23 protein-coding genes are annotated in these 16,957 nt (G+C 59.7%); 10 read left to right on the top strand and 13 right to left on the bottom strand.

Annotation, left to right across the window (positions count from 1 at the left end; all coding sequences use genetic code 11):
* Positions 1-17: 17 nt before the first annotated feature.
* Positions 18-536: a YHS domain-containing (seleno)protein gene (locus ACR3E4_RS12430; protein ID WP_480530283.1), complete on the bottom strand. Its 519-nt coding sequence runs from the start codon at positions 534-536 to the stop codon at positions 18-20.
* A gap of 245 nt (positions 537-781) precedes the next feature.
* Between ACR3E4_RS12430 and yghU the strand changes: the two genes are divergently transcribed.
* Complete coding sequence (gene yghU / locus ACR3E4_RS12425; RefSeq protein WP_480530285.1) at positions 782-1,657, top strand: glutathione-dependent disulfide-bond oxidoreductase; 876 nt, start codon at positions 782-784, stop codon at positions 1,655-1,657.
* A 12-nt stretch (positions 1,658-1,669) separates the two neighbouring features.
* Here the strand turns inward: yghU and ACR3E4_RS12420 are convergent, their stop codons facing one another.
* Positions 1,670-2,458 (bottom strand): SseB family protein, encoded by a 789-nt coding sequence (locus ACR3E4_RS12420; RefSeq protein WP_480530287.1) that lies wholly within the window; start codon positions 2,456-2,458, stop codon positions 1,670-1,672.
* A complete protein-coding gene (locus ACR3E4_RS12415; protein ID WP_480530289.1) occupies positions 2,451-3,038 on the bottom strand; it encodes a uracil-DNA glycosylase family protein in 588 nt (195 codons plus the stop codon). The genes ACR3E4_RS12420 and ACR3E4_RS12415 overlap by 8 nt, the downstream gene beginning before the upstream one ends.
* 207 nt (positions 3,039-3,245) lie before the next feature.
* Between ACR3E4_RS12415 and ACR3E4_RS12410 the strand changes: the two genes are divergently transcribed.
* From ACR3E4_RS12410 to ACR3E4_RS12395, 4 genes are read left to right on the top strand one after another with little or no spacing between them, the layout of a single operon-like run.
* Positions 3,246-3,905, top strand: coding sequence for an ABC transporter ATP-binding protein (locus ACR3E4_RS12410; protein WP_480530291.1), 660 nt, complete (start codon positions 3,246-3,248; stop codon positions 3,903-3,905).
* Positions 3,883-5,463 carry a KpsE/RkpR family capsule polysaccharide export protein gene (locus tag ACR3E4_RS12405; RefSeq protein WP_480530293.1) on the top strand — a complete coding sequence of 527 codons (1,581 nt, stop codon included), beginning with the start codon at positions 3,883-3,885 and terminating at the stop codon, positions 5,461-5,463. Before ACR3E4_RS12410 ends, ACR3E4_RS12405 begins: the two co-directional genes overlap by 23 nt.
* A 6-nt stretch (positions 5,464-5,469) precedes the next feature.
* Positions 5,470-6,303, top strand: coding sequence for a 3-deoxy-8-phosphooctulonate synthase (kdsA, locus tag ACR3E4_RS12400; protein WP_480530295.1), 834 nt, complete (start codon positions 5,470-5,472; stop codon positions 6,301-6,303).
* Positions 6,304-6,318: 15 nt separating this feature from the next.
* Positions 6,319-7,815: a phosphomannomutase/phosphoglucomutase gene (locus ACR3E4_RS12395; protein ID WP_480530297.1), complete on the top strand. Its 1,497-nt coding sequence runs from the start codon at positions 6,319-6,321 to the stop codon at positions 7,813-7,815.
* 33 nt (positions 7,816-7,848) lie between these two features.
* On the opposite strand, the gene ACR3E4_RS12390 is transcribed toward ACR3E4_RS12395, so the two are convergent.
* Positions 7,849-9,795 (bottom strand): AsmA family protein, encoded by a 1,947-nt coding sequence (locus ACR3E4_RS12390; protein WP_480530299.1) that lies wholly within the window; start codon positions 9,793-9,795, stop codon positions 7,849-7,851.
* 93 nt (positions 9,796-9,888) lie between these two features.
* Here ACR3E4_RS12390 and rimO point away from each other — a divergent pair, with 93 nt between their 5' ends.
* The gene (gene rimO, locus ACR3E4_RS12385; protein WP_480530301.1) at positions 9,889-11,286 is read left to right on the top strand and encodes a 30S ribosomal protein S12 methylthiotransferase RimO; all 1,398 of its coding nucleotides are present in this window, start codon (positions 9,889-9,891) and stop codon (positions 11,284-11,286) included.
* A 5-nt stretch (positions 11,287-11,291) separates the two neighbouring features.
* On the opposite strand, the gene ACR3E4_RS12380 is transcribed toward rimO, so the two are convergent.
* Both ACR3E4_RS12380 and ACR3E4_RS12375 read right to left on the bottom strand, forming a co-directional pair.
* Entirely contained in the window at positions 11,292-11,648 is a 357-nt protein-coding gene (locus ACR3E4_RS12380) for a diacylglycerol kinase (protein WP_480530303.1), read from the bottom strand.
* 133 nt (positions 11,649-11,781) lie between these two features.
* Positions 11,782-11,970, bottom strand: coding sequence for a hypothetical protein (locus ACR3E4_RS12375; protein WP_480470516.1), 189 nt, complete (start codon positions 11,968-11,970; stop codon positions 11,782-11,784).
* A 214-nt stretch (positions 11,971-12,184) separates the two neighbouring features.
* On the opposite strand from ACR3E4_RS12375, the gene ACR3E4_RS12370 reads away from it, so the two are divergent.
* Positions 12,185-12,427 carry a CDGSH iron-sulfur domain-containing protein gene (locus ACR3E4_RS12370; protein WP_480530305.1) on the top strand — a complete coding sequence of 81 codons (243 nt, stop codon included), beginning with the start codon at positions 12,185-12,187 and terminating at the stop codon, positions 12,425-12,427.
* On the opposite strand, the gene ACR3E4_RS12365 is transcribed toward ACR3E4_RS12370, so the two are convergent.
* The 5 genes from ACR3E4_RS12365 to ACR3E4_RS12345 all read right to left on the bottom strand — a co-directional run bounded on the left by ACR3E4_RS12365 (position 12,424) and on the right by ACR3E4_RS12345 (position 14,359).
* A complete protein-coding gene (locus tag ACR3E4_RS12365) occupies positions 12,424-12,690 on the bottom strand; it encodes a DUF6455 family protein (protein ID WP_480530307.1) in 267 nt (88 codons plus the stop codon). The two genes, ACR3E4_RS12370 and ACR3E4_RS12365, sit on opposite strands and share 4 nt — an antisense overlap.
* A gap of 8 nt (positions 12,691-12,698) precedes the next feature.
* Complete coding sequence (locus tag ACR3E4_RS12360; RefSeq protein ID WP_480530309.1) at positions 12,699-12,959, bottom strand: DUF6455 family protein; 261 nt, start codon at positions 12,957-12,959, stop codon at positions 12,699-12,701.
* A gap of 15 nt (positions 12,960-12,974) precedes the next feature.
* Positions 12,975-13,226, bottom strand: coding sequence for a DUF6455 family protein (locus tag ACR3E4_RS12355; RefSeq protein ID WP_480530311.1), 252 nt, complete (start codon positions 13,224-13,226; stop codon positions 12,975-12,977).
* A gap of 69 nt (positions 13,227-13,295) precedes the next feature.
* Positions 13,296-13,658, bottom strand: a complete 363-nt coding sequence (locus ACR3E4_RS12350) for a YigZ family protein (RefSeq protein ID WP_480530313.1) — start codon at positions 13,656-13,658, stop codon at positions 13,296-13,298.
* Positions 13,658-14,359: a M48 family metallopeptidase gene (locus ACR3E4_RS12345; protein WP_480530315.1), complete on the bottom strand. Its 702-nt coding sequence runs from the start codon at positions 14,357-14,359 to the stop codon at positions 13,658-13,660. The genes ACR3E4_RS12350 and ACR3E4_RS12345 overlap by 1 nt, the downstream gene beginning before the upstream one ends.
* Positions 14,360-14,480: 121 nt before the next feature.
* On the opposite strand from ACR3E4_RS12345, the gene ACR3E4_RS12340 reads away from it, so the two are divergent.
* From ACR3E4_RS12340 to ACR3E4_RS12330, 3 genes are all read left to right on the top strand, one after another.
* On the top strand, positions 14,481-14,729 hold the full coding sequence (locus tag ACR3E4_RS12340) for a hypothetical protein (protein WP_480530317.1): 249 nt from the start codon (positions 14,481-14,483) through the stop codon (positions 14,727-14,729).
* Between the two features lie 136 nt (positions 14,730-14,865).
* The gene (locus ACR3E4_RS12335) at positions 14,866-15,444 is read left to right on the top strand and encodes a nitroreductase family protein (protein ID WP_480530319.1); all 579 of its coding nucleotides are present in this window, start codon (positions 14,866-14,868) and stop codon (positions 15,442-15,444) included.
* A complete protein-coding gene (locus tag ACR3E4_RS12330) occupies positions 15,441-16,139 on the top strand; it encodes an EI24 domain-containing protein (RefSeq protein WP_480530321.1) in 699 nt (232 codons plus the stop codon). Before ACR3E4_RS12335 ends, ACR3E4_RS12330 begins: the two co-directional genes overlap by 4 nt.
* A 3-nt stretch (positions 16,140-16,142) precedes the next feature.
* On the opposite strand, the gene ACR3E4_RS12325 is transcribed toward ACR3E4_RS12330, so the two are convergent.
* Positions 16,143-16,418 (bottom strand): DUF1467 family protein, encoded by a 276-nt coding sequence (locus ACR3E4_RS12325; RefSeq protein WP_480530323.1) that lies wholly within the window; start codon positions 16,416-16,418, stop codon positions 16,143-16,145.
* A gap of 5 nt (positions 16,419-16,423) precedes the next feature.
* Entirely contained in the window at positions 16,424-16,828 is a 405-nt protein-coding gene (gene mce, locus ACR3E4_RS12320; RefSeq protein WP_480530325.1) for a methylmalonyl-CoA epimerase, read from the bottom strand.
* Positions 16,829-16,957: the final 129 nt, after the last annotated feature.

Here is a 16,957-nt window from a genome sequence, read left to right as displayed (position 1 = left end):
TTGTCGGATCCATGCGATCAGTTCGCGATCGGGCCTTCCGAGGTGAATTTGGGGATCACGCTGGTCGAGGCCGCATCGGGCTCGATGCCCGGCCAGTTGCCTTCAGCCAGGTTGATGTTGCCTGGCACGTCCTCTTCCCAGAAGCCGACAACAACATCGGTGATGTTCAGATACAGCTTGTCATCGACGATCCGCCACAGGTTCGGATTGGCCGGAACCTTACCGCCGCGTGAGACGCCATAAGCGCAGTGGCCATCATATTGGGGGGCATAATAGGCCGGGTTTTCCAGAAACTTGTCGCGATTCTCTTCGGAGGAAAACGCCCAGGTCGCACCGTTGTAGTCTGCGGTGATGTCGGCCCGGCCACGCACGGCCTCGGGCTGCGACTGGCCCACCGCGACCTGATCCAGGCCACGATAGGCAACAACGTCATATCCTGACACGGCGAATCCGGTGCCATCGACATATTGATCCCCCGCAAAGGCGGGAACGGCAAAGGCGATCGTTGCGGCAAGGCTCAGCGCAAAGCGTTTCATGTGATTGGTCCTCATAATCCTATCGGTTTTCGGGAACCCGGAATGTTGGGTCTGGTCAGACAATAAGTGATTTTCCTCCGGCGCGAAGACCCACTCGCGCCGCTGTGACATCAGATGGCGATTTGTGAGCCGATCCACGCGTATTGTTACAAAGATCGCGCTGCGTTCGGGGTTGGACTTCGGGTTCTGCAATATTAGCTGTGGTTTCAGTGGCCGGATGACCGGTTCTGAAGGAAAGGTAAGAGATGAGCGAACAATCCACCTATACCCCTCCGAAAGTCTGGACCTGGGACAGCGAGAGCGGCGGGCGCTTTGCGAACATCAACCGTCCCATCGCCGGAGCAACCCATGACAAGGACCTGCCGGTCGGCAAGCACCCCTTGCAACTGTATTCACTGGCCACGCCCAACGGCGTCAAAGTGACCGTGATGCTTGAGGAACTGCTGGCCCTTGGTCACGAGGGTGCTGAATACAACGCCTGGCTGATCGATATTGGCGAGGGCGATCAGTTCAGCTCGGGCTTTGTGGGAGCCAACCCGAACTCGAAAATTCCGGCGCTTTGGGATCGCTCTGGGGATGCGCCAACCCGCGTGTTCGAAAGCGCCTCGATCCTGTTCCATCTGGCCGAGAAGTTCGGGGAATTCCTGCCTGCAGATGGACCTGCGCGCACCGAGGTGATGAACTGGGTGTTCTGGCAGATGGGCAGCGCGCCGTATCTGGGCGGCGGCTTTGGACATTTCTACGCCTACGCGCCCGAGAAATGGCAATATCCGATCGACCGGTTCGCGATGGAAGCCAAGCGTCAGTTGGATGTGCTGGACCGGGAACTGGCCGACAAGCCCTATATCGCGGGTCAGGACTATACCATCGCCGACATGGCGATCTGGCCCTGGTATGGGCAGTTGGTTCTGGGTCGTCTCTATGACGCGGCAGAGTTCCTGGATGTGGAGAGCTACAAGAACGTCTTGCGTTGGGCCAAAGAGATTGATGCGCGCCCGGCGGTTCAGCGCGGCCGCATGGTCAACCGCCCCTTTGGCGAGCCGCACACACAACTGCACGAACGGCACGACGCCAGCGATTTCGAGACCCGCACGCAGGACAAACTGGCACCGGCGGACTGATTGATCCGGTGACTATTTGAGAATTGGGGGCCGCGCGGGATCAGAGCCCGGCGCGGCCCTTTCCATATGCGGTGCCTGCGGCTGTGGCAGATCAAACCGCAGCCCGACCTTTGCCAAAGCGGCTGCGGCAGGGTCGTCCGGTGCAAAGAAACCCACATCCAGCGCCCCGGCTTCAATGCCCGAGAATGTCAGCGCTTCTGACACGGCCCGCGCCAGCGCGGGCTGCGCGCCCTCAACTGCAGCGACAAAGCCAAGCAGATGACCCTGACCGCCATCCTGCGATCTGGTTCCCACCAGAAACGCCGCGGCGGCAAGCCCCGCAGCTGTGGCCAGCTTGGTATCCAGCGCCGTCAGCAGGACATCGGGCAAACCCACGGGCGGGCTGAACTCGGACAACCGTTGCTGCACTTCTTCCGGGCCATGCTGCAAGGTCTCGGCCAGCCAACCCAGTGCCTCGGCAGGAATCAGCATCGACGAAGGTGCGGCCTCGAGGTTCAGCCCCAGCCCGATCCCCTGCCCCGACAGCATCGACGAAAGAACCCGTCCCGACAGCGCCACATAAGGCACCGGGCGGCCCGCAAACCGCGCCAGACGCTCTTCAAGGTCGAAGGCCAGCACGAAGCGCCCGTCCGCGACGTCAAACAGCTCGGGCGAGATATTCTCGTCACGGGCTTCCTCGGTCAGCATCAGGAACAGTTCGCTGTCGGCGAGCCGCTCGAAGAACCGCAGCCGCGCCGCGTCATCCTGAGGGGCCGCCTCCATCGCGGCATGTGCGGCATCAAGCGCCGTGGTTTCAGCCATTCATCACCTCTTGGACCCGGGCGCGCAGAACCGGCAGCAGCTCGGCCTCGAACCACGGGTTTTTCTTCAGCCAACCCGTATTGCGCCACGAGGGATGAGGCAAGGCAAAGACCCGCGGCGCATGGTCCCGCCAACGGCTGACAGTCTCGGTCACCGGCGTTTTGGCCCCCAGATGGTACTTATGCGCATGTCCGCCCACCAGCACGGTCAGCGGCACGTCGCCCAGCGCTGCCATTACCTTGTCATGCCAGGTCTTGCCACAGATCGGCGGCGGCGGCAGATCCGCTTTGCGTGCGTTATAACCGGGAAAGCAAAACGCCATCGGCACGATTGATACACGGTCTCGATCGTAGAACTCGGCACTATCCACGCCCAGCCAATCGCGCAGCCGATCGCCCGACGGGTCGGTAAAGGGCCGCCCGGACTCGTGAACCCGCGCGCCCGGCGCCTGCCCTGCAATCAGTATACGGGCACCGGGGCGAAACCACGCAACCGGGCGCGGTTCATGCGCGGTTGCCGTCTGCGCGAATTTATCCGCACAAAGGCGGCAGGCACGGATTTCGTCAATCAAGGCGGTCATGGGGCAATCGGGCTTTCCGGAATTCTCCGGGCCAAGATAGGTGGGTTCATCGCCCGGTCCAAGACAGGAGCCCCTGCAACACTTCGTCAGGATACCCCGGATGTGCATTGATCATTTGTTTCATATTTCGACATAATGTGGCCAACATGGATCGGTAGCACCCACGCTTTCAAACCGACAGAGACCCGAGCGATCTACAGGCTGCGCATGCTGGAATTTGACAATGTCAGCAAGTCCTTCTGGACCGGAACCCGCCGCAAGGTGATTCTGGATCAGGTGTCGTTTCGGGTCGAGCTTGGCACTTCGCTGGGTGTGCTTGCCCCCAACGGCACCGGCAAGACCACGCTGATCAACATGATGGCGGGGCTGGAAAAACCTGACGAAGGTGTGATCCGGCGCGACTGCCGCGTGTCGTTTCCGATGGGCTTTACCGGCGGTGTGGCCAAGAAGCTCTCGGCGCTGGAAAACGCGCGTTACATCGCCAAGATCTACGGCATGGATCCCGATTATGTCGAAGCCTACTGCAAATGGCTGTGCAATCTGGGTGAGTATTTCGATCAGCCGCTGGGCACCTATTCGGCCGGGATGCGGGCGCGTTTCACCTTTGCGCTGATGCTGGCGCTGGACTTCGACATGTATCTGATCGATGAGGGGATGCCCTCGACAACGGATGTGGAATTCAACAAGAAGGCAGGCGCCATCCTGCAGGAACGATTGCGCACCACGACGCTGGTGATCGTGTCGCACAACCCCGCCGTGCTTGAGAAATTCGCGCGCCAGGCTGCGGTTCTGCTGGATGGTCAGCTTTATATGTTTGACACCTTGGAAGAGGCGAAGCAGCTTTATGACTACGAAACCCAAGGCTAGAAAATACAACCCCGACCGCACCCCCAGCGGTGAGGGCACGGCTGAGGCGCGCGCCGATGCCATGGCGCGTATCCGCGCGGCGACGCAAAAACCCGAGGCCGCGAATGATACCCAACCCGGTACTGAGCTTGACGCGATCAAACGCGAAGGGCTGACAGGCCGACAATTGCGTGTGGCCCGTCGGCTGGCGCAGAAAAACGGTCTGGCGGCAACCTCGGACTATGATGCCGTGCGCCTGCTGCGCCTCAAAGGCATCGATCCGTTTCAACGTGCCAATCTGCTTGATCTGACGACGATAGACACAACCGCGATTGCGAGTGCCGAGGCGCAGGATAACATCAAGATCCATTTACCCCAGACCGCCAAAGAATCGCAGAAAAATCTGCCGGGACCCGAGCTTAGCCCGGCCCAGCGGCGCGAATATGAAATCGGCCAGATCCAGAAGGATATTGCCCGGCGCCGGCGCCGCAAGCTCATGGCGATGTTCGCGCGGCTGGCCGCCTTTGTGATGCTGCCGACGCTGGTCGTTGGGTTCTATTTCTACCGAATTGCGACTCCGATGTATGCCAGCGATTCCGAGTTCCTGATCCTGCAGGCGGATGGAGGTCCCGGCAGCATCGGCGGGTTGCTCGCAGGCACCCAATTCGCCACCACACAGGATTCGATCTCGGTGCAGTCCTTTCTGGAGTCGAAAGAAGCCCTGATCCTGCTGGATCGCGACGCGGGTTTCTCTGATGTCTTCAAACAGGAATGGATCGACCCGATTCAACGTCTGGCCCCGAATGCCTCGCTTGAGCAGGCCTACAAGACCTTCAAGCGCATGATCACAATCGGATATGATCCCACCGAGGGCGTGATCCGAATGGAGGTCGCCGCCCCGGACGCCGAAACCTCGACCCGGTTTTCCGAGAGTTTGATTTCTTATGCCGAGGACCGGGTGAACGCTCTGTCCGAGAAAAAGCGCGAAGACCAGATGCGCGATGCGGTTGAGGGATTTGAAGCCGCACAAGCCGCACGCAGGCAGGCACAGGAAGACCTGATCGAACTGCAATTGCAGGGCGCGATTCTGGATCCTGAAAGCGTGATCGCCAGCCTGCGTGGCCGGATCGATCAGTTCGAAGTCGAACTGCAGGACAAGGAACTGCAACTTGCCGCCCTGCTGGACAATCTGCGCCCCAATCAGGCCAAGGTGGACGGTGCCCGCGCGGATATCGCCCGCCTCGAAGCCGTGCTTGAAGAGCTGAATGCCGAGATGCTGGACGTGTCCGCAGGCGAAAACTCGCTGGCACGGTTAAGCGTGCGTATCCAGATGGCGCAGGCCGATCTGGTGGCACGGGATATGATGCTGCAAACGGCAATGCAGCAAATGGAATCCACACGGACCGAGGCCAATCGCAAGGTGCGCTATCTGACCGTTTCGGTAAACCCGGTGCCCAGTGAGGAACCCAGCTATCCGCGCAAGTTCGAAAATACGATTTTGGCTTTCCTGTTATTTGCTGGTATCTACCTGATGATCTCGCTTACCGCGTCGGTCCTTCGTGAACAGGTATCCTCGTAAAGACCCATGAAACATGTAAAAATCGCCGACCTGACGGTTGGCAACAACCTTCCGCTGACCATCATCGCCGGCCCTTGCCAGCTTGAAACCGCCGATCACGCCCAAATGATCGCCGGCACCATGAAAGAGGCCTGCGACGCCGCAGGTGCGCAATATGTGTTCAAGGCCTCGTATGACAAAGCCAACCGGACCTCGCTGTCCGGCAAGCGCGGCATGGGCATTGATGCCGGGCTGCAGGTGCTGGACGACATTCGCAAAACCATGGGCATACCGGTTCTGACCGACGTCCATACCGAAGCCCAATGCGCGATTGCGGCTGAGGCCGTCGATGTGCTGCAAATTCCAGCGTTCCTCTGCCGTCAGACGGACATGCTGCTTGCGGCAGGCAATTCCGGGGCGGTAATCAACGTCAAGAAGGGGCAGTTCCTGGCCCCTTGGGAGATGCCGAACATCGTCGCCAAGATTGAAAGCACCGGCAACCACAACATACTGCTGACCGAACGCGGCACATCATTCGGATATAATACATTGGTCGCGGACATGCGCTCGCTTCCGCAGATGGCTAACACTGGATACCCGGTGGTGATGGACGCCACCCATTCGGTGCAACAGCCCGGAGGGCAAGGCGGCTCTTCCGGAGGTCAGCGCGAGTTCGCGCCAGTCATGGCCCGCGCGGCGGTTGCGGTCGGCGCAGCAGCGGTATTCATGGAAACGCATCAGGACCCGGACAATGCGCCATGCGACGGGCCGAACATGATTTACCTCGACCAGATGAGCCATCTGGTTGACACATTGATGCGCTTCGATGCGCTGGCTAAAGAAAACCCGATTCAAATTTAACGATTGAGATTTGTAATGACCAAACCCCTCGCCGAGGTGACCCCGAACACCTGGAGCTTTCTGCGCGACCCGATGATCAAGCCGACCGGCTTTCGCGAATATGATGCGCGTTGGAAATATCCGGAGGAGATCAACCTGCCGGGCATGACCGCCCTTGGTCTGGGTCTGGGCACCCAGATGCACAAACGCGGGATTGAACCGGTGATTGCGGTGGGCAACGACTATCGCGACTACTCGCTGTCGATCAAGAACGCGTTGATTGTGGGGCTAATGCAGGCGGGTATTCAGGTCAAGGATATCGGCCCGGCGCTCAGCCCGATGGCCTATTTCGCGCAGTTTCATCTGGACGTGCCTGCGGTTGCAATGGTCACGGCCAGCCACAACCCAAACGGCTGGACCGGTGTCAAAATGGGTTTCGACCGCCCGTTGACTCACGGCCCGGATGAGATGTCGGAACTGCGCGACCTCGTCCTGAACGGCGAAGGCGTTGCGCGCCCGGGCGGGTCGTATGAATTCGTGGATGGCGTGAAAGAAGCCTATATTGACGATCTGGTCGGTGATTTCAAAATGTCTCGCCCGCTAAAGGTGGTCTGCGCCACCGGCAATGGCACCGCCGCCGCTTTCGCGCCCGAGATTTTCGAAAGGATCGGGGTCGAGGTCGTGCCCAGCCACACGCGGCTGGATTACACATTCCCCAATTACAACCCGAACCCCGAAGCCATGGAAATGCTGCACGATATGTCCGACACGGTCAAAGCCAGCGGCGCCGATCTGGCACTGGGGTTCGACGGTGACGGCGATCGTTGCGGCGTAGTGGATGATGAAGGCGAAGAGATTTTCGCCGACAAGGTCGGCGTTATCATGGCGCGCGATCTGGCCAAGCTTTATCCGGGTTCGACCTTTGTCGCCGATGTGAAATCCACCGGCCTGTTCGCCAGCGATCCGGAATTGCAGGCGCGCGATGTAAAGGCCGACTATTGGAAGACCGGTCACAGTCACATGAAACGCCGGGTCAAGGAAATCGGAGCGCTGGCCGGGTTTGAGAAATCAGGTCACTACTTTCTGGCCGAGCCCGTCGGGCGCGGATATGACTGCGGCATGCGCGTGGCGGTGGAAATCTGCAAGCTGATGGACCGAAACCCGGATCAGAGCATGTCAGACCTGCGCAAAGCGCTGCCCAAGACGTGGTCGACGCCCACCATGTCGCCCTATGCTGCCGACACCGAAAAGTACGATATTCTGCAGCGTCTGGTCGACAAGCTGGTGGCCAAGGCCGACGCGGGCGACAGCTTTGCGGGCCGTGCGATCAAAGAGGTCGTGACCGTCAACGGCGCGCGGGTCATTCTGGACAATGGCAGCTGGGGACTTGTGCGCGCCTCGTCCAACACGCCCAACCTTGTTGTGGTCTGCGAAAGCAGCGAAAGCGAAGCCGAGATGCGCGCGATCTTTGCTGATATCGACGCCGTTATCCGCACCGAACCCGGTGTTGGCGATTACGATCAGACGATCTAATCTTTCTGGGGCGCCGGTCACGGCACCCCTCGCTCAGTCCCCGCCCAGCAGTTTCAGCAGGCCCTTTTTGGCCTCATCCTCAAGCTTCTTCTTCAGCGCCTTTTCGACCTGATCGGTGTCGGTGATCGTGGTATCAAGCTCGTCTCCAACCTTTTTGAGAACCTTGTCTTTGGCGTCGCCTTCAAGCTCTTTGATTTTACCTTCAGCAGCAGCCTCGATGACTTTGCTCAGGTCCGGCTTGATCGAAGGATTGCTCCACGGCCCAACAATCCGCACAGGGACCGAGAGGCCTTGCCCGGAATTGGCGCGCAAGGCGACGGGCGTGAACAGATAGTCGATATCGCGCGCACCCAGACCCACGCGTCCTGCCCCGTCTGCGCGAAAGTTATCCAGCTTCATCAGCAGGTCATCGTTGTTGAGATCACCGTTTTGCATCGTGAAACTGGCCGTCAGACTGTTGAACACCGTCGTGCCGCCGGAACCCTCACCCCGGCCCATCAGCCGGTCAAGATCAAACCCAGAGATGACGCCCTTGCCCACATCGATGCTGCCCTTGCCACTGAGCGAGCGCATGATCTGATCCTCGGTCTGTCCTACGCCCAGAAACTCAAGCGTGCCCGAGCCGGTACCGGACAGACGTTCGATATCCCCCAACGTGACCAGCGCCTCTTTGATATCGATGTTGTCGGCTTTCAGCTTGCCGCCAACCGACAGGCCGTTGCGGTTATTGGCGACTACCCGACCGTTCAGCTGCCCGGAAAACAATGAGGCCGGTTGCATCTTCAGAACCGCGCGCGAGTTATCGAGGCTGAGCGTCAGATCGCTTTTTCCGAACCGCATTCCCGGCACCGCGATCGTGTTGGCCTGCAAGCGGATGGTGCCGTTGGCCAGTGCAAGAAATGAGGCGTCAATCGGCGCTTTCGACCATCCGTCCGAACCCGAGCCTCCGCTCGAACCTGACCCTCCGTTCGACGTGTCCTCTCCTGCCACCTTTGACAGATCAAGGTCCCCCGCCTTCAGGCGCGCCGTGATCTGCGGCGGGTTTGCGATCTGGATATCGGCTTCACCATCCAGCCGGTTGCTGTCCAGTATCGTGGTCATATCGCGCATCGAAATCCGACCATCGCTGGTATAGGTCATCTGCCCCGAGACTGAGGCCACCCGTCCAAGACCTTCGGGCACGGATACGCCACCCTGCCCGAACGCGGCCAGCATCTTATGCGTATCCCGTGCCGTGACCGAAGTTTTACCATCCATTTCACCGGCCAGATTGACCCGGCCCGAGAACTGAACATCTCCACCCGGCGCAGTCAGGCTCAACTCAAGCGGCGTTACGGCCCCACTGGAAAAGGCAGGCAGATCAGGGATCGTCAATTCAACCTGAACGGCCCCGCCGGGCACCGACATTTGCGCCTGCATCTCCATCGGAGCGGTCACGTCAGGCCAGCGCGCAGACAGGTCGACATTGGCGAAATCCATACTGACTGCGCCGTTTTCTACATAGATCAGCCGGGCACCGGTCAATTCCAACCGTTCGAGCGTGATTGGTCGACTCTCAACCGCTTGCGCCGAGGTGCCGGTGGTTTCAGAGTTGCCGGGCTGGTGCAATTCCCAGTTTCCACGCCCATCGCTGCGCTCCAGCCGCAGAACGGGGCCGTCGGCCAGCACTCGCTTGATCCGGATATTCCCCGACAGCAATGCTGCGGCATCAACCCCCACCGCCAGACTTTGCGCGCTGAGCATCGGTTCGGCCCCGGCCCAGGGGGCGTTGCCGAAGGTGACCGGGCCGGTCTCCATACCCAGAACCGGCCAGAAGGACAGGCTGACATCGCCCGCCAAATTCAGTTCGCGCCCGGTTTGCGCCTTGACCTGTTCCGCCAAAATCGTCGCCAGCTTGTCGCCCGGCATCAGCAGCAACGCGCCGATTACCAGCCCGAAGGCCGCAACCAAAAGGAATAGAATACGAATGAGCCACTTCATGGGTCCGCCTTTCCGGCTTATCTGCTCTTTCCCAAGTCAGCCCTGTGCGGGCAATATTTGCAAGGGGAAGCTTTCCCCTCTATATGCCCGGCCATGAGTACGAACCCGCCAAACCTCCGCCCTGATCTGGCCCCTTCGGCACAGATCACCGACACACCGCGCCGAGGCCAGCCAACCCTTGGGATGGTGTCTTTGGGATGTCCCAAAGCGCTGGTCGACAGCGAACGTATCCTGACCCGGCTGCGGGCCGAAGGATACGGCATTTCGCCGGATTATTCCGGGGCCGATGCCGTTATTGTGAACACCTGCGGGTTTCTGGACAGCGCAAAGGCCGAGTCGCTGGAGGCCATCGGTGAGGCGCTGGTTGAGAATGGCAAGGTCATCGTGACCGGCTGCCTGGGGGCCGAGCCTGACTATATCAGGGAACGTCATCCCCGAATTCTGGCCGTCACGGGACCGCATCAGTACGAACAGGTGCTGGACGCGGTGCACGCCGCCGTGCCGCCTGATCCCAATCCTTACGTCGATCTGCTGCCTGCGTCGGGCGTCAAGCTGACACCGCGCCATTACAGCTATCTCAAGATTTCCGAGGGTTGTAACCACAAGTGCAAGTTCTGCATCATCCCCGACATGCGCGGTAAACTGGCCAGCCGCCCGGCCCATGCGGTGCTGCGCGAGGCTGAAAAGCTGGTCGACAATGGCGTGCGTGAATTGCTGGTGATCTCGCAGGATACCTCGGCCTATGGGCTGGATCGCAAATATGACATCAACCCGTGGAAAGACCGCGAGGTGCGTAGTCATATCACCGATCTGGCGCGGGAGTTGGGGCAATTCGATGCCTGGGTGCGGCTGCATTATGTCTACCCCTACCCCCATGTGCGGGATCTGATTCCGCTGATGGCGGATGCAGGCTGCAATGTGCTTCCCTATCTCGACATTCCGTTTCAGCACGCCCATCCGGATGTCCTGAAACGCATGGCCCGCCCCGCGGCGGGTGCCAAAACGCTGGATGAGATCGCCACCTGGCGCGCCACCTGCCCCGATATCACCCTGCGGTCGACCTTCATCGTCGGCTATCCCGGTGAAACCGAGGCCGAGTTTCAGACCTTGCTGGACTGGATGGATGAGGCGCAGTTGGATCGCGTCGGCTGTTTTCAATACGAAAACGTCGATGGTGCCCGGTCGAATGACCTGCCCGACCATGTCCCCGCCGAGGTCAAGCAAGAGCGCTGGGACCGGTTCATGGAAAAAGCGCAGGCCATTTCCGAGGCGAAGCTGGCGGCGAAGGTCGGCCAGACGCTGGAGGTAATCGTGGACGAGGTCGATGGTGAGGCCGCAACCTGTCGCACCAAATCCGACGCGCCCGAGATCGACGGGAACCTGTTTATCGACGAAGGATTCGAGGATCTCAAACCCGGGGACATCGTCTCGGTCGAGGTGGATGAGGCAGGCGAATATGATCTGTGGGGGCGCCTGCGGCCAATGGCCTGAGCGCCTCAGAGCATACCGATCAGTGCAAAAAACCAAGCCACGCCAGCAGCGATGGCGGTCAGGGCAACCGCCGCGCTGGCTGCGTCCTTCGCCTGCCCGGCCAGTGCATGATGGTCGGTCGAGGTGTGATCGACCGCACGCTCGATAGCAGTGTTGAACAGTTCAGCCACCAGAACCAGCAGACCCAAGATCAGAATCATCGCCCGTTCCGCCATGCCCAATGGCAGCAGGATCGCCAACGCGGTCGAGATCAGGTTGGCCCAACCCCATGTTCGGAAAGAATATTCGTCACGCCAAGTGGCACACAGACCCTGCCAACTCCAGCGGGTGCGGTCGTTCAGGCGTTCGAAGAAATTGCGCATCTGTCCATCCGGTCGAAACTCTGAGCCACACGTTCAGCAGCAACCGCGGAAAGGCAAGAAAAAACCGCCCCGAAGGCGGTGACGTGACCAGTGCGGATGCAGACGGCCCCAATCGGGACCGTCTGCCAAAGGCTTATTGTGTGACCGGATTACAGACGGTCTGGCCAGCCTCGGTTGTGGCCAGTTCATAGCCCGCAGCACAGCTGGGTGTGCCGTACTTGTCATAGTCGGGCTGGATATAAACCGGGGTCGGTTCCTCTTGCTGCGAACACGCAGTCAGTACAACGGCAGTGGCACAGATGGCAGCAAATTTCAGTTTCATGTCCGTCAATCCTCTATTACTTTTCTGATATTGCCCAATTTTTCGGGGCCGGTATCAGAATAAGACCAAGATGCTGATCTGGCAACCGGGTCAATCACGCAGACGTGATTTAAGGCGAAACGGCGCTAGCGCAGCAATCCGAACGGGCCTGCTGTCCTTTTCGATTTCACGCTCTAGTCTGTGTTTGCGACAGCAGCCAACAACGGAGTAGCCAATGTCAGACGCACCCATCATTGCCCAAAAGGCCCCCTATCCCGTCGAAGTGACCGAGGGCAAAACCTATTTCTGGTGCACCTGCGGACGGTCTCAGCGTCAGCCATTCTGTGACGGATCGCATAAGGAAACCGGGCTTGAGCCGATGAAATACACCGCCGAAAGCAGCAAGAAGCTGTTCTTTTGTGGCTGCAAACACAGCACGAAAGCACCGCTATGCGACGGATCCCACGCCAAGCTCTAGCGCGAGCAGATCAGATCGTTCAGCGGTTTCGCATTCGCACAGAAATCGGGGGCAGCCTTGGCGCACGTTTGCTGGGACGCCAGCCAGAGTTCGCATTTCTCACTGCAATGTGCAGCCCGGCAGCGGGTGACGATCTTTGCATAGTCATCCGCGGCCAGCCTGTCTTCGGCCATCGCTTCGGTCAGTGAAACGCCCATGCAGCGCGCCACCGAACGCGTGAGCCAAAAGTGCTTTTCGATTTCACCCAGCGGTATCTGTGGCATCTGATCACCTATGAAGCCAGCGTTTTCAGGGCTGCAAACCGATCACGGTTGGGGCAAGTACAAGGCGCATGTTCCGCTGTTTCGTTTTCGCTCAACCAGTCCGGACAGGCACGCGCCCATTCGCATCCGCGACAGAGCTGGACCATCTCGGCCCAGTCTTCCTGACTCAAATGGCCGTCACGATGCGCTTCGGCAAGATCGGTTCCGGTGGTGCGCGCCATGCGCAAAACCAGCCTCAAATGCGTCATGACCTGACCGAGTCGTAACATCACTGATCCAAATATCTACGGCATCAAGCGCTGCAGCAATTCCTGATTCTGGCAATATTCCGGCGTCCGCGAAGCTGCCTTGTTTTTTGCCAGAAACGACTCGCAATGACCCGGGTTTGGACAGTCGGCACAGCGCAGTACCGCCTCGGAGATTTCATCCACCCGTAAGGCTCCACCGATTGCAGCTTCCTGCAGATCGACGCCCAGCGTTGTGGCCATTTCGTCCACAAGGCCAGCGTGGCGCTTTAGTGTATCGCGATGGGACATGCGGTTTCCTCTCCCTGTCATGCGTTAGGAAAAGCTATCCGATCCGGCCACTGCTGCCTTTGACTCAGGTCAAAGCCCCAGATGATCCAGATAGGCGCGTGTCGCGTCCTGCACCCGGCGGAATCGATCTCCGCCCAGTTTCTTGCCGCCATACCAGCGGGTTACGATGATGACATGGTCCGAGAGTCCGGCCCGTTCGATCATGCGCAGAATGACCATCGCAGCGCCACTTTCACCATCATCGGCCTTTAATGCACCAGTGGGCAGCATGGCTGCCCAGGTGTTGTGGGTGGCCTTGGCATAGGCTTTGTCCGATTTCAGCTCGGCCAGCACTGCATCCACTTCGGCCCGACTGGTCACCCGCGCCCCGGTCACCGCGTATTTTGATCCGCGATCGCTGAGCACGACGCCCAGTTGTGTCAGTTCCGCCATCAGCGCAAACCCAGCCGGCGCGCGGTTTTCAGCACCGTTTCCACCCGTTCGGCATTCGGGGGATGTGTTGCCAGGAACCGGTCACCCGGGTCGGGAATGCGTTGGAAAAAATTCATGCCGATCAACGGATCATATCCCGCCGAATAGGTGATCACCGTTCCCAATTCATCCGCCTCAAGCTCGAACTGCTTGGTATAGGTTTGCACACCAACCTCGGCACCCAATTTCTGCGCCCGTTCGATGCCAGCTGAGTCTTCGCCTTGCGCGCGCGCCAGATCGCCAAAGATACGGGCGCTTTCCTTGGCATTTGCGGCCTGCCGCGCAATGTGACCCAGAATGTGGTGCGCCGCTTCGTGCCCCATGACAAAGGCGATCTCATCAGCGTTTTGCGCTGCGCTGATCATGGGCTGGGTAAAGATAATCAACGGGCGCCCATCGTCGTCCAGCGTCTGGAACGCATTTGCAGGCGCCCTCGGGTTCAGGTCAACCAGAACGACAAAATCGCAATTGGCCGAACGTGAACGGCGGCGGCATTCCCGGCCAGCAGACTCGGCAACTGCGCGACCCACCTGTTCAAAGCTGCGCGCCGCACCGCTCTGACCCGGCGCTTTCGGCTGCCATTCATCAGCCGGAACCGCCACAACCGAAGAGGTTTCGCACGCCGCCAGAAACAGCACCAACAAAAGGGCAAGACGGCGCATTCGGGTTCCTTTCAGTCACTCTGACCGCAGATCACCATAGCGTGGCGGAACATGCGGTGCCACCGCGGAATCCGCCCTTTACCGGGTTGCATTACAGCGCCGTGATCGGCACTCTGCCCGCATGTTTTCAATAGAACACGAATTCGACTCGACGGTCATTACGCTGGTGGATGAAGGCCAAAAGCCTTTGCAGGAAGACATTGTGATCAACAGCTTCGCCGAATGCGTAACGATTGAACAACTGGACCCGCGAACCGATCAGATGCAGAAGATCACCCTGTCCCCCGAACAAGTGCGCGATCTGGCCGCCGCGCTGGACCTGCCCGAAGGTGTCTACCAAATTCGCGAAACCGACACGCCGACTGAATAGCGGTTCTCTTCCGCGTTGGTGCAGGATTCCGGCAGCATTTCCGATTGAATTTGTCACTCTTTCAGGGGCAGTTTGCCCTTGAAACAGGACGGCATGTCCCCGACATACAAACGGCCCATGTGAAGGAAGTTAACATATGTCCCTGAAGAACCAAGCTGCGCTGGACTTTCTGCAAATGCGCCGCTCGCGCCCGGCCAAGACTCTGGTGGCCCCGGCCCCGACCCGTGAGGAGCTGTTGCCGCTGCTCACAGCCGCCGCACGCAGCCCGGATCATGGCAAGCTGGAACCCTGGCGGTTCGTCGTCATCGAAAAGGGCGCAATGCCACGTATGGCGGCGCTGACCGAGACGTGCGGTCAGTCATTGGGCAAAACCCCTGAGGAGATTGCAAAAGCCCGCTCTCAGTTCGATATGGGGCATCTGGCGGTCGCAGTCATCGAAGTGCAGAAACCTTCGGACAAGATCCCGGCGATCGAGCAGACCTACTCTGCCGGGGCCGTCTGTCTGGCGCTGCTGAACGCGGCCCTGGCGGCGGGTTGGGGTGCAAACTGGCTGTCGGGGTGGCAATCCCATGATCGGGCGTTTTGTCAGGCGGCGCTGGGTTTGGCCGACAACGAATCCATCACAGGTTTCATCCACATCGCGACCGAAGGCACAGCGCCGCCCGAACGCCCCCGCCCCGATGTCGCTGCCTTGACCCAATGGGTTTCGGAATGATCATCGTTCAGTCCTTTCTGAAGGCGCTCGGCCAGATCGGCGACCCCCGGTTCCGCAAGGTGCTGCTGCTGGGGGTTGGGCTGACCTTCGCGCTGCTGGTTGCGACCTATGCCGGGTTTCTCTGGCTGATCAACGTTCTGGTTGGCGAACAGGCGACCTTGCCGATCCTGGGAGAGGTGACTTGGCTGAACGATCTGCTCAGCGTGTCGTCATTCCTGCTGATGATGGTGCTGTCAGTGTTCCTGATGGTGCCCGTCGCCTCAGCCATTACCTCGATGTTTCTCGACGACGTCGCCCAGGCGGTCGAGGACAGGCATTATCCCGGCCTGCCCCCGGCCCAGCGTGTCCCCTTTGGCGACGCGCTGCGTGACACGCTCAGTTTTCTGGGTGTGCTGGTCGTTGCCAACCTGCTGGCGCTGATCCTCTATGCCCTTTTCACGCCCTTCGCGCTGTTCATTTTCTGGGGGATGAACGGTTTTCTGCTGGGGCGGGAGTATTTTACCCTCGCCGCCATGCGCAGATTGGGGCGTGAGGGTGCACGGAAACTGCGTGCAAAACACAGCCTGACCATCTGGGCCGCGGGTATCCTGATGGCCGTTCCCTTATCGGTGCCGCTGGTGAACCTGCTGATCCCGATCCTGGGGGCCGCAACCTTCACGCATCTTTATCACGGCTTGTCCGGTACGCGCGACTAGGTGCTATTCACGCGGTTCCAGCTGGTTCAGCCAGTCCAGATCCCGCACCGTGATCAGGCCCGAGAGGATGATGCCCGCGATGATCGCCCACAGAACCACCGTAATGCCGGTGGTGATCCAGATCTTCTTCTTCATATGATGCACTTCCGGCGCACCCGCATGGGTGCCCGGAACGATCTCGCCCAGATCGCCCTGCGTTTTGATCCGGATCGGCAGCACGACCAGCAGGGTCAGAAACCAGATGACGGCGAACAGGACCAGTGCAGCGGTGATCGTCATCGGCGTCAGACCTGCTCCAGCTCAACGAGGCAGCCGTTGAAATCCTTGGGATGCAGGAACAGGACCGGCTTGCCATGGGCTCCGATCTTGGGCTCACCCGTTCCCAGAACCCGCGCACCGGTCTCTTTCAGGTGGTCGCGCGCGGCGATGATATCCTCGACCTCATAGCAAACGTGGTGGATTCCGCCCGAGGGGTTCTTTTCGAGGAAACCGTTGATCGGGCTGTTTTCCCCCAGCGGATAAAGCAGTTCGATCTTTGTGTTGGGCAGTTCGATGAACACCACGGTGACCCCGTGATCAGGTTCATCCTGAGGCGCGCCAACCTTGGCCCCCAACGCGTTCCGATACTGGGCCGAGGCGGCTTCGAGGTCAGGAACCGCAATAGCGACATGGTTAAGGCGACCGATCATGAGACTTTCCTTCCTTCTGCGTTGCAGCGGTTATGGGGGCAGTCCGGTCAAAGGGCAAGTGCGCCAAATCGCGCGTTAACCCTGTATTAGCCGAATGTTCCTAGCGTGAGGCATCTGCTGATTAGGAGT

This window comes from Ruegeria sp. AP11, assembly GCF_056535865.1.
The sequence above is the reverse complement of the archived record's forward strand: the minus strand, read 5'-3'. Positions and strand labels throughout refer to the sequence as shown.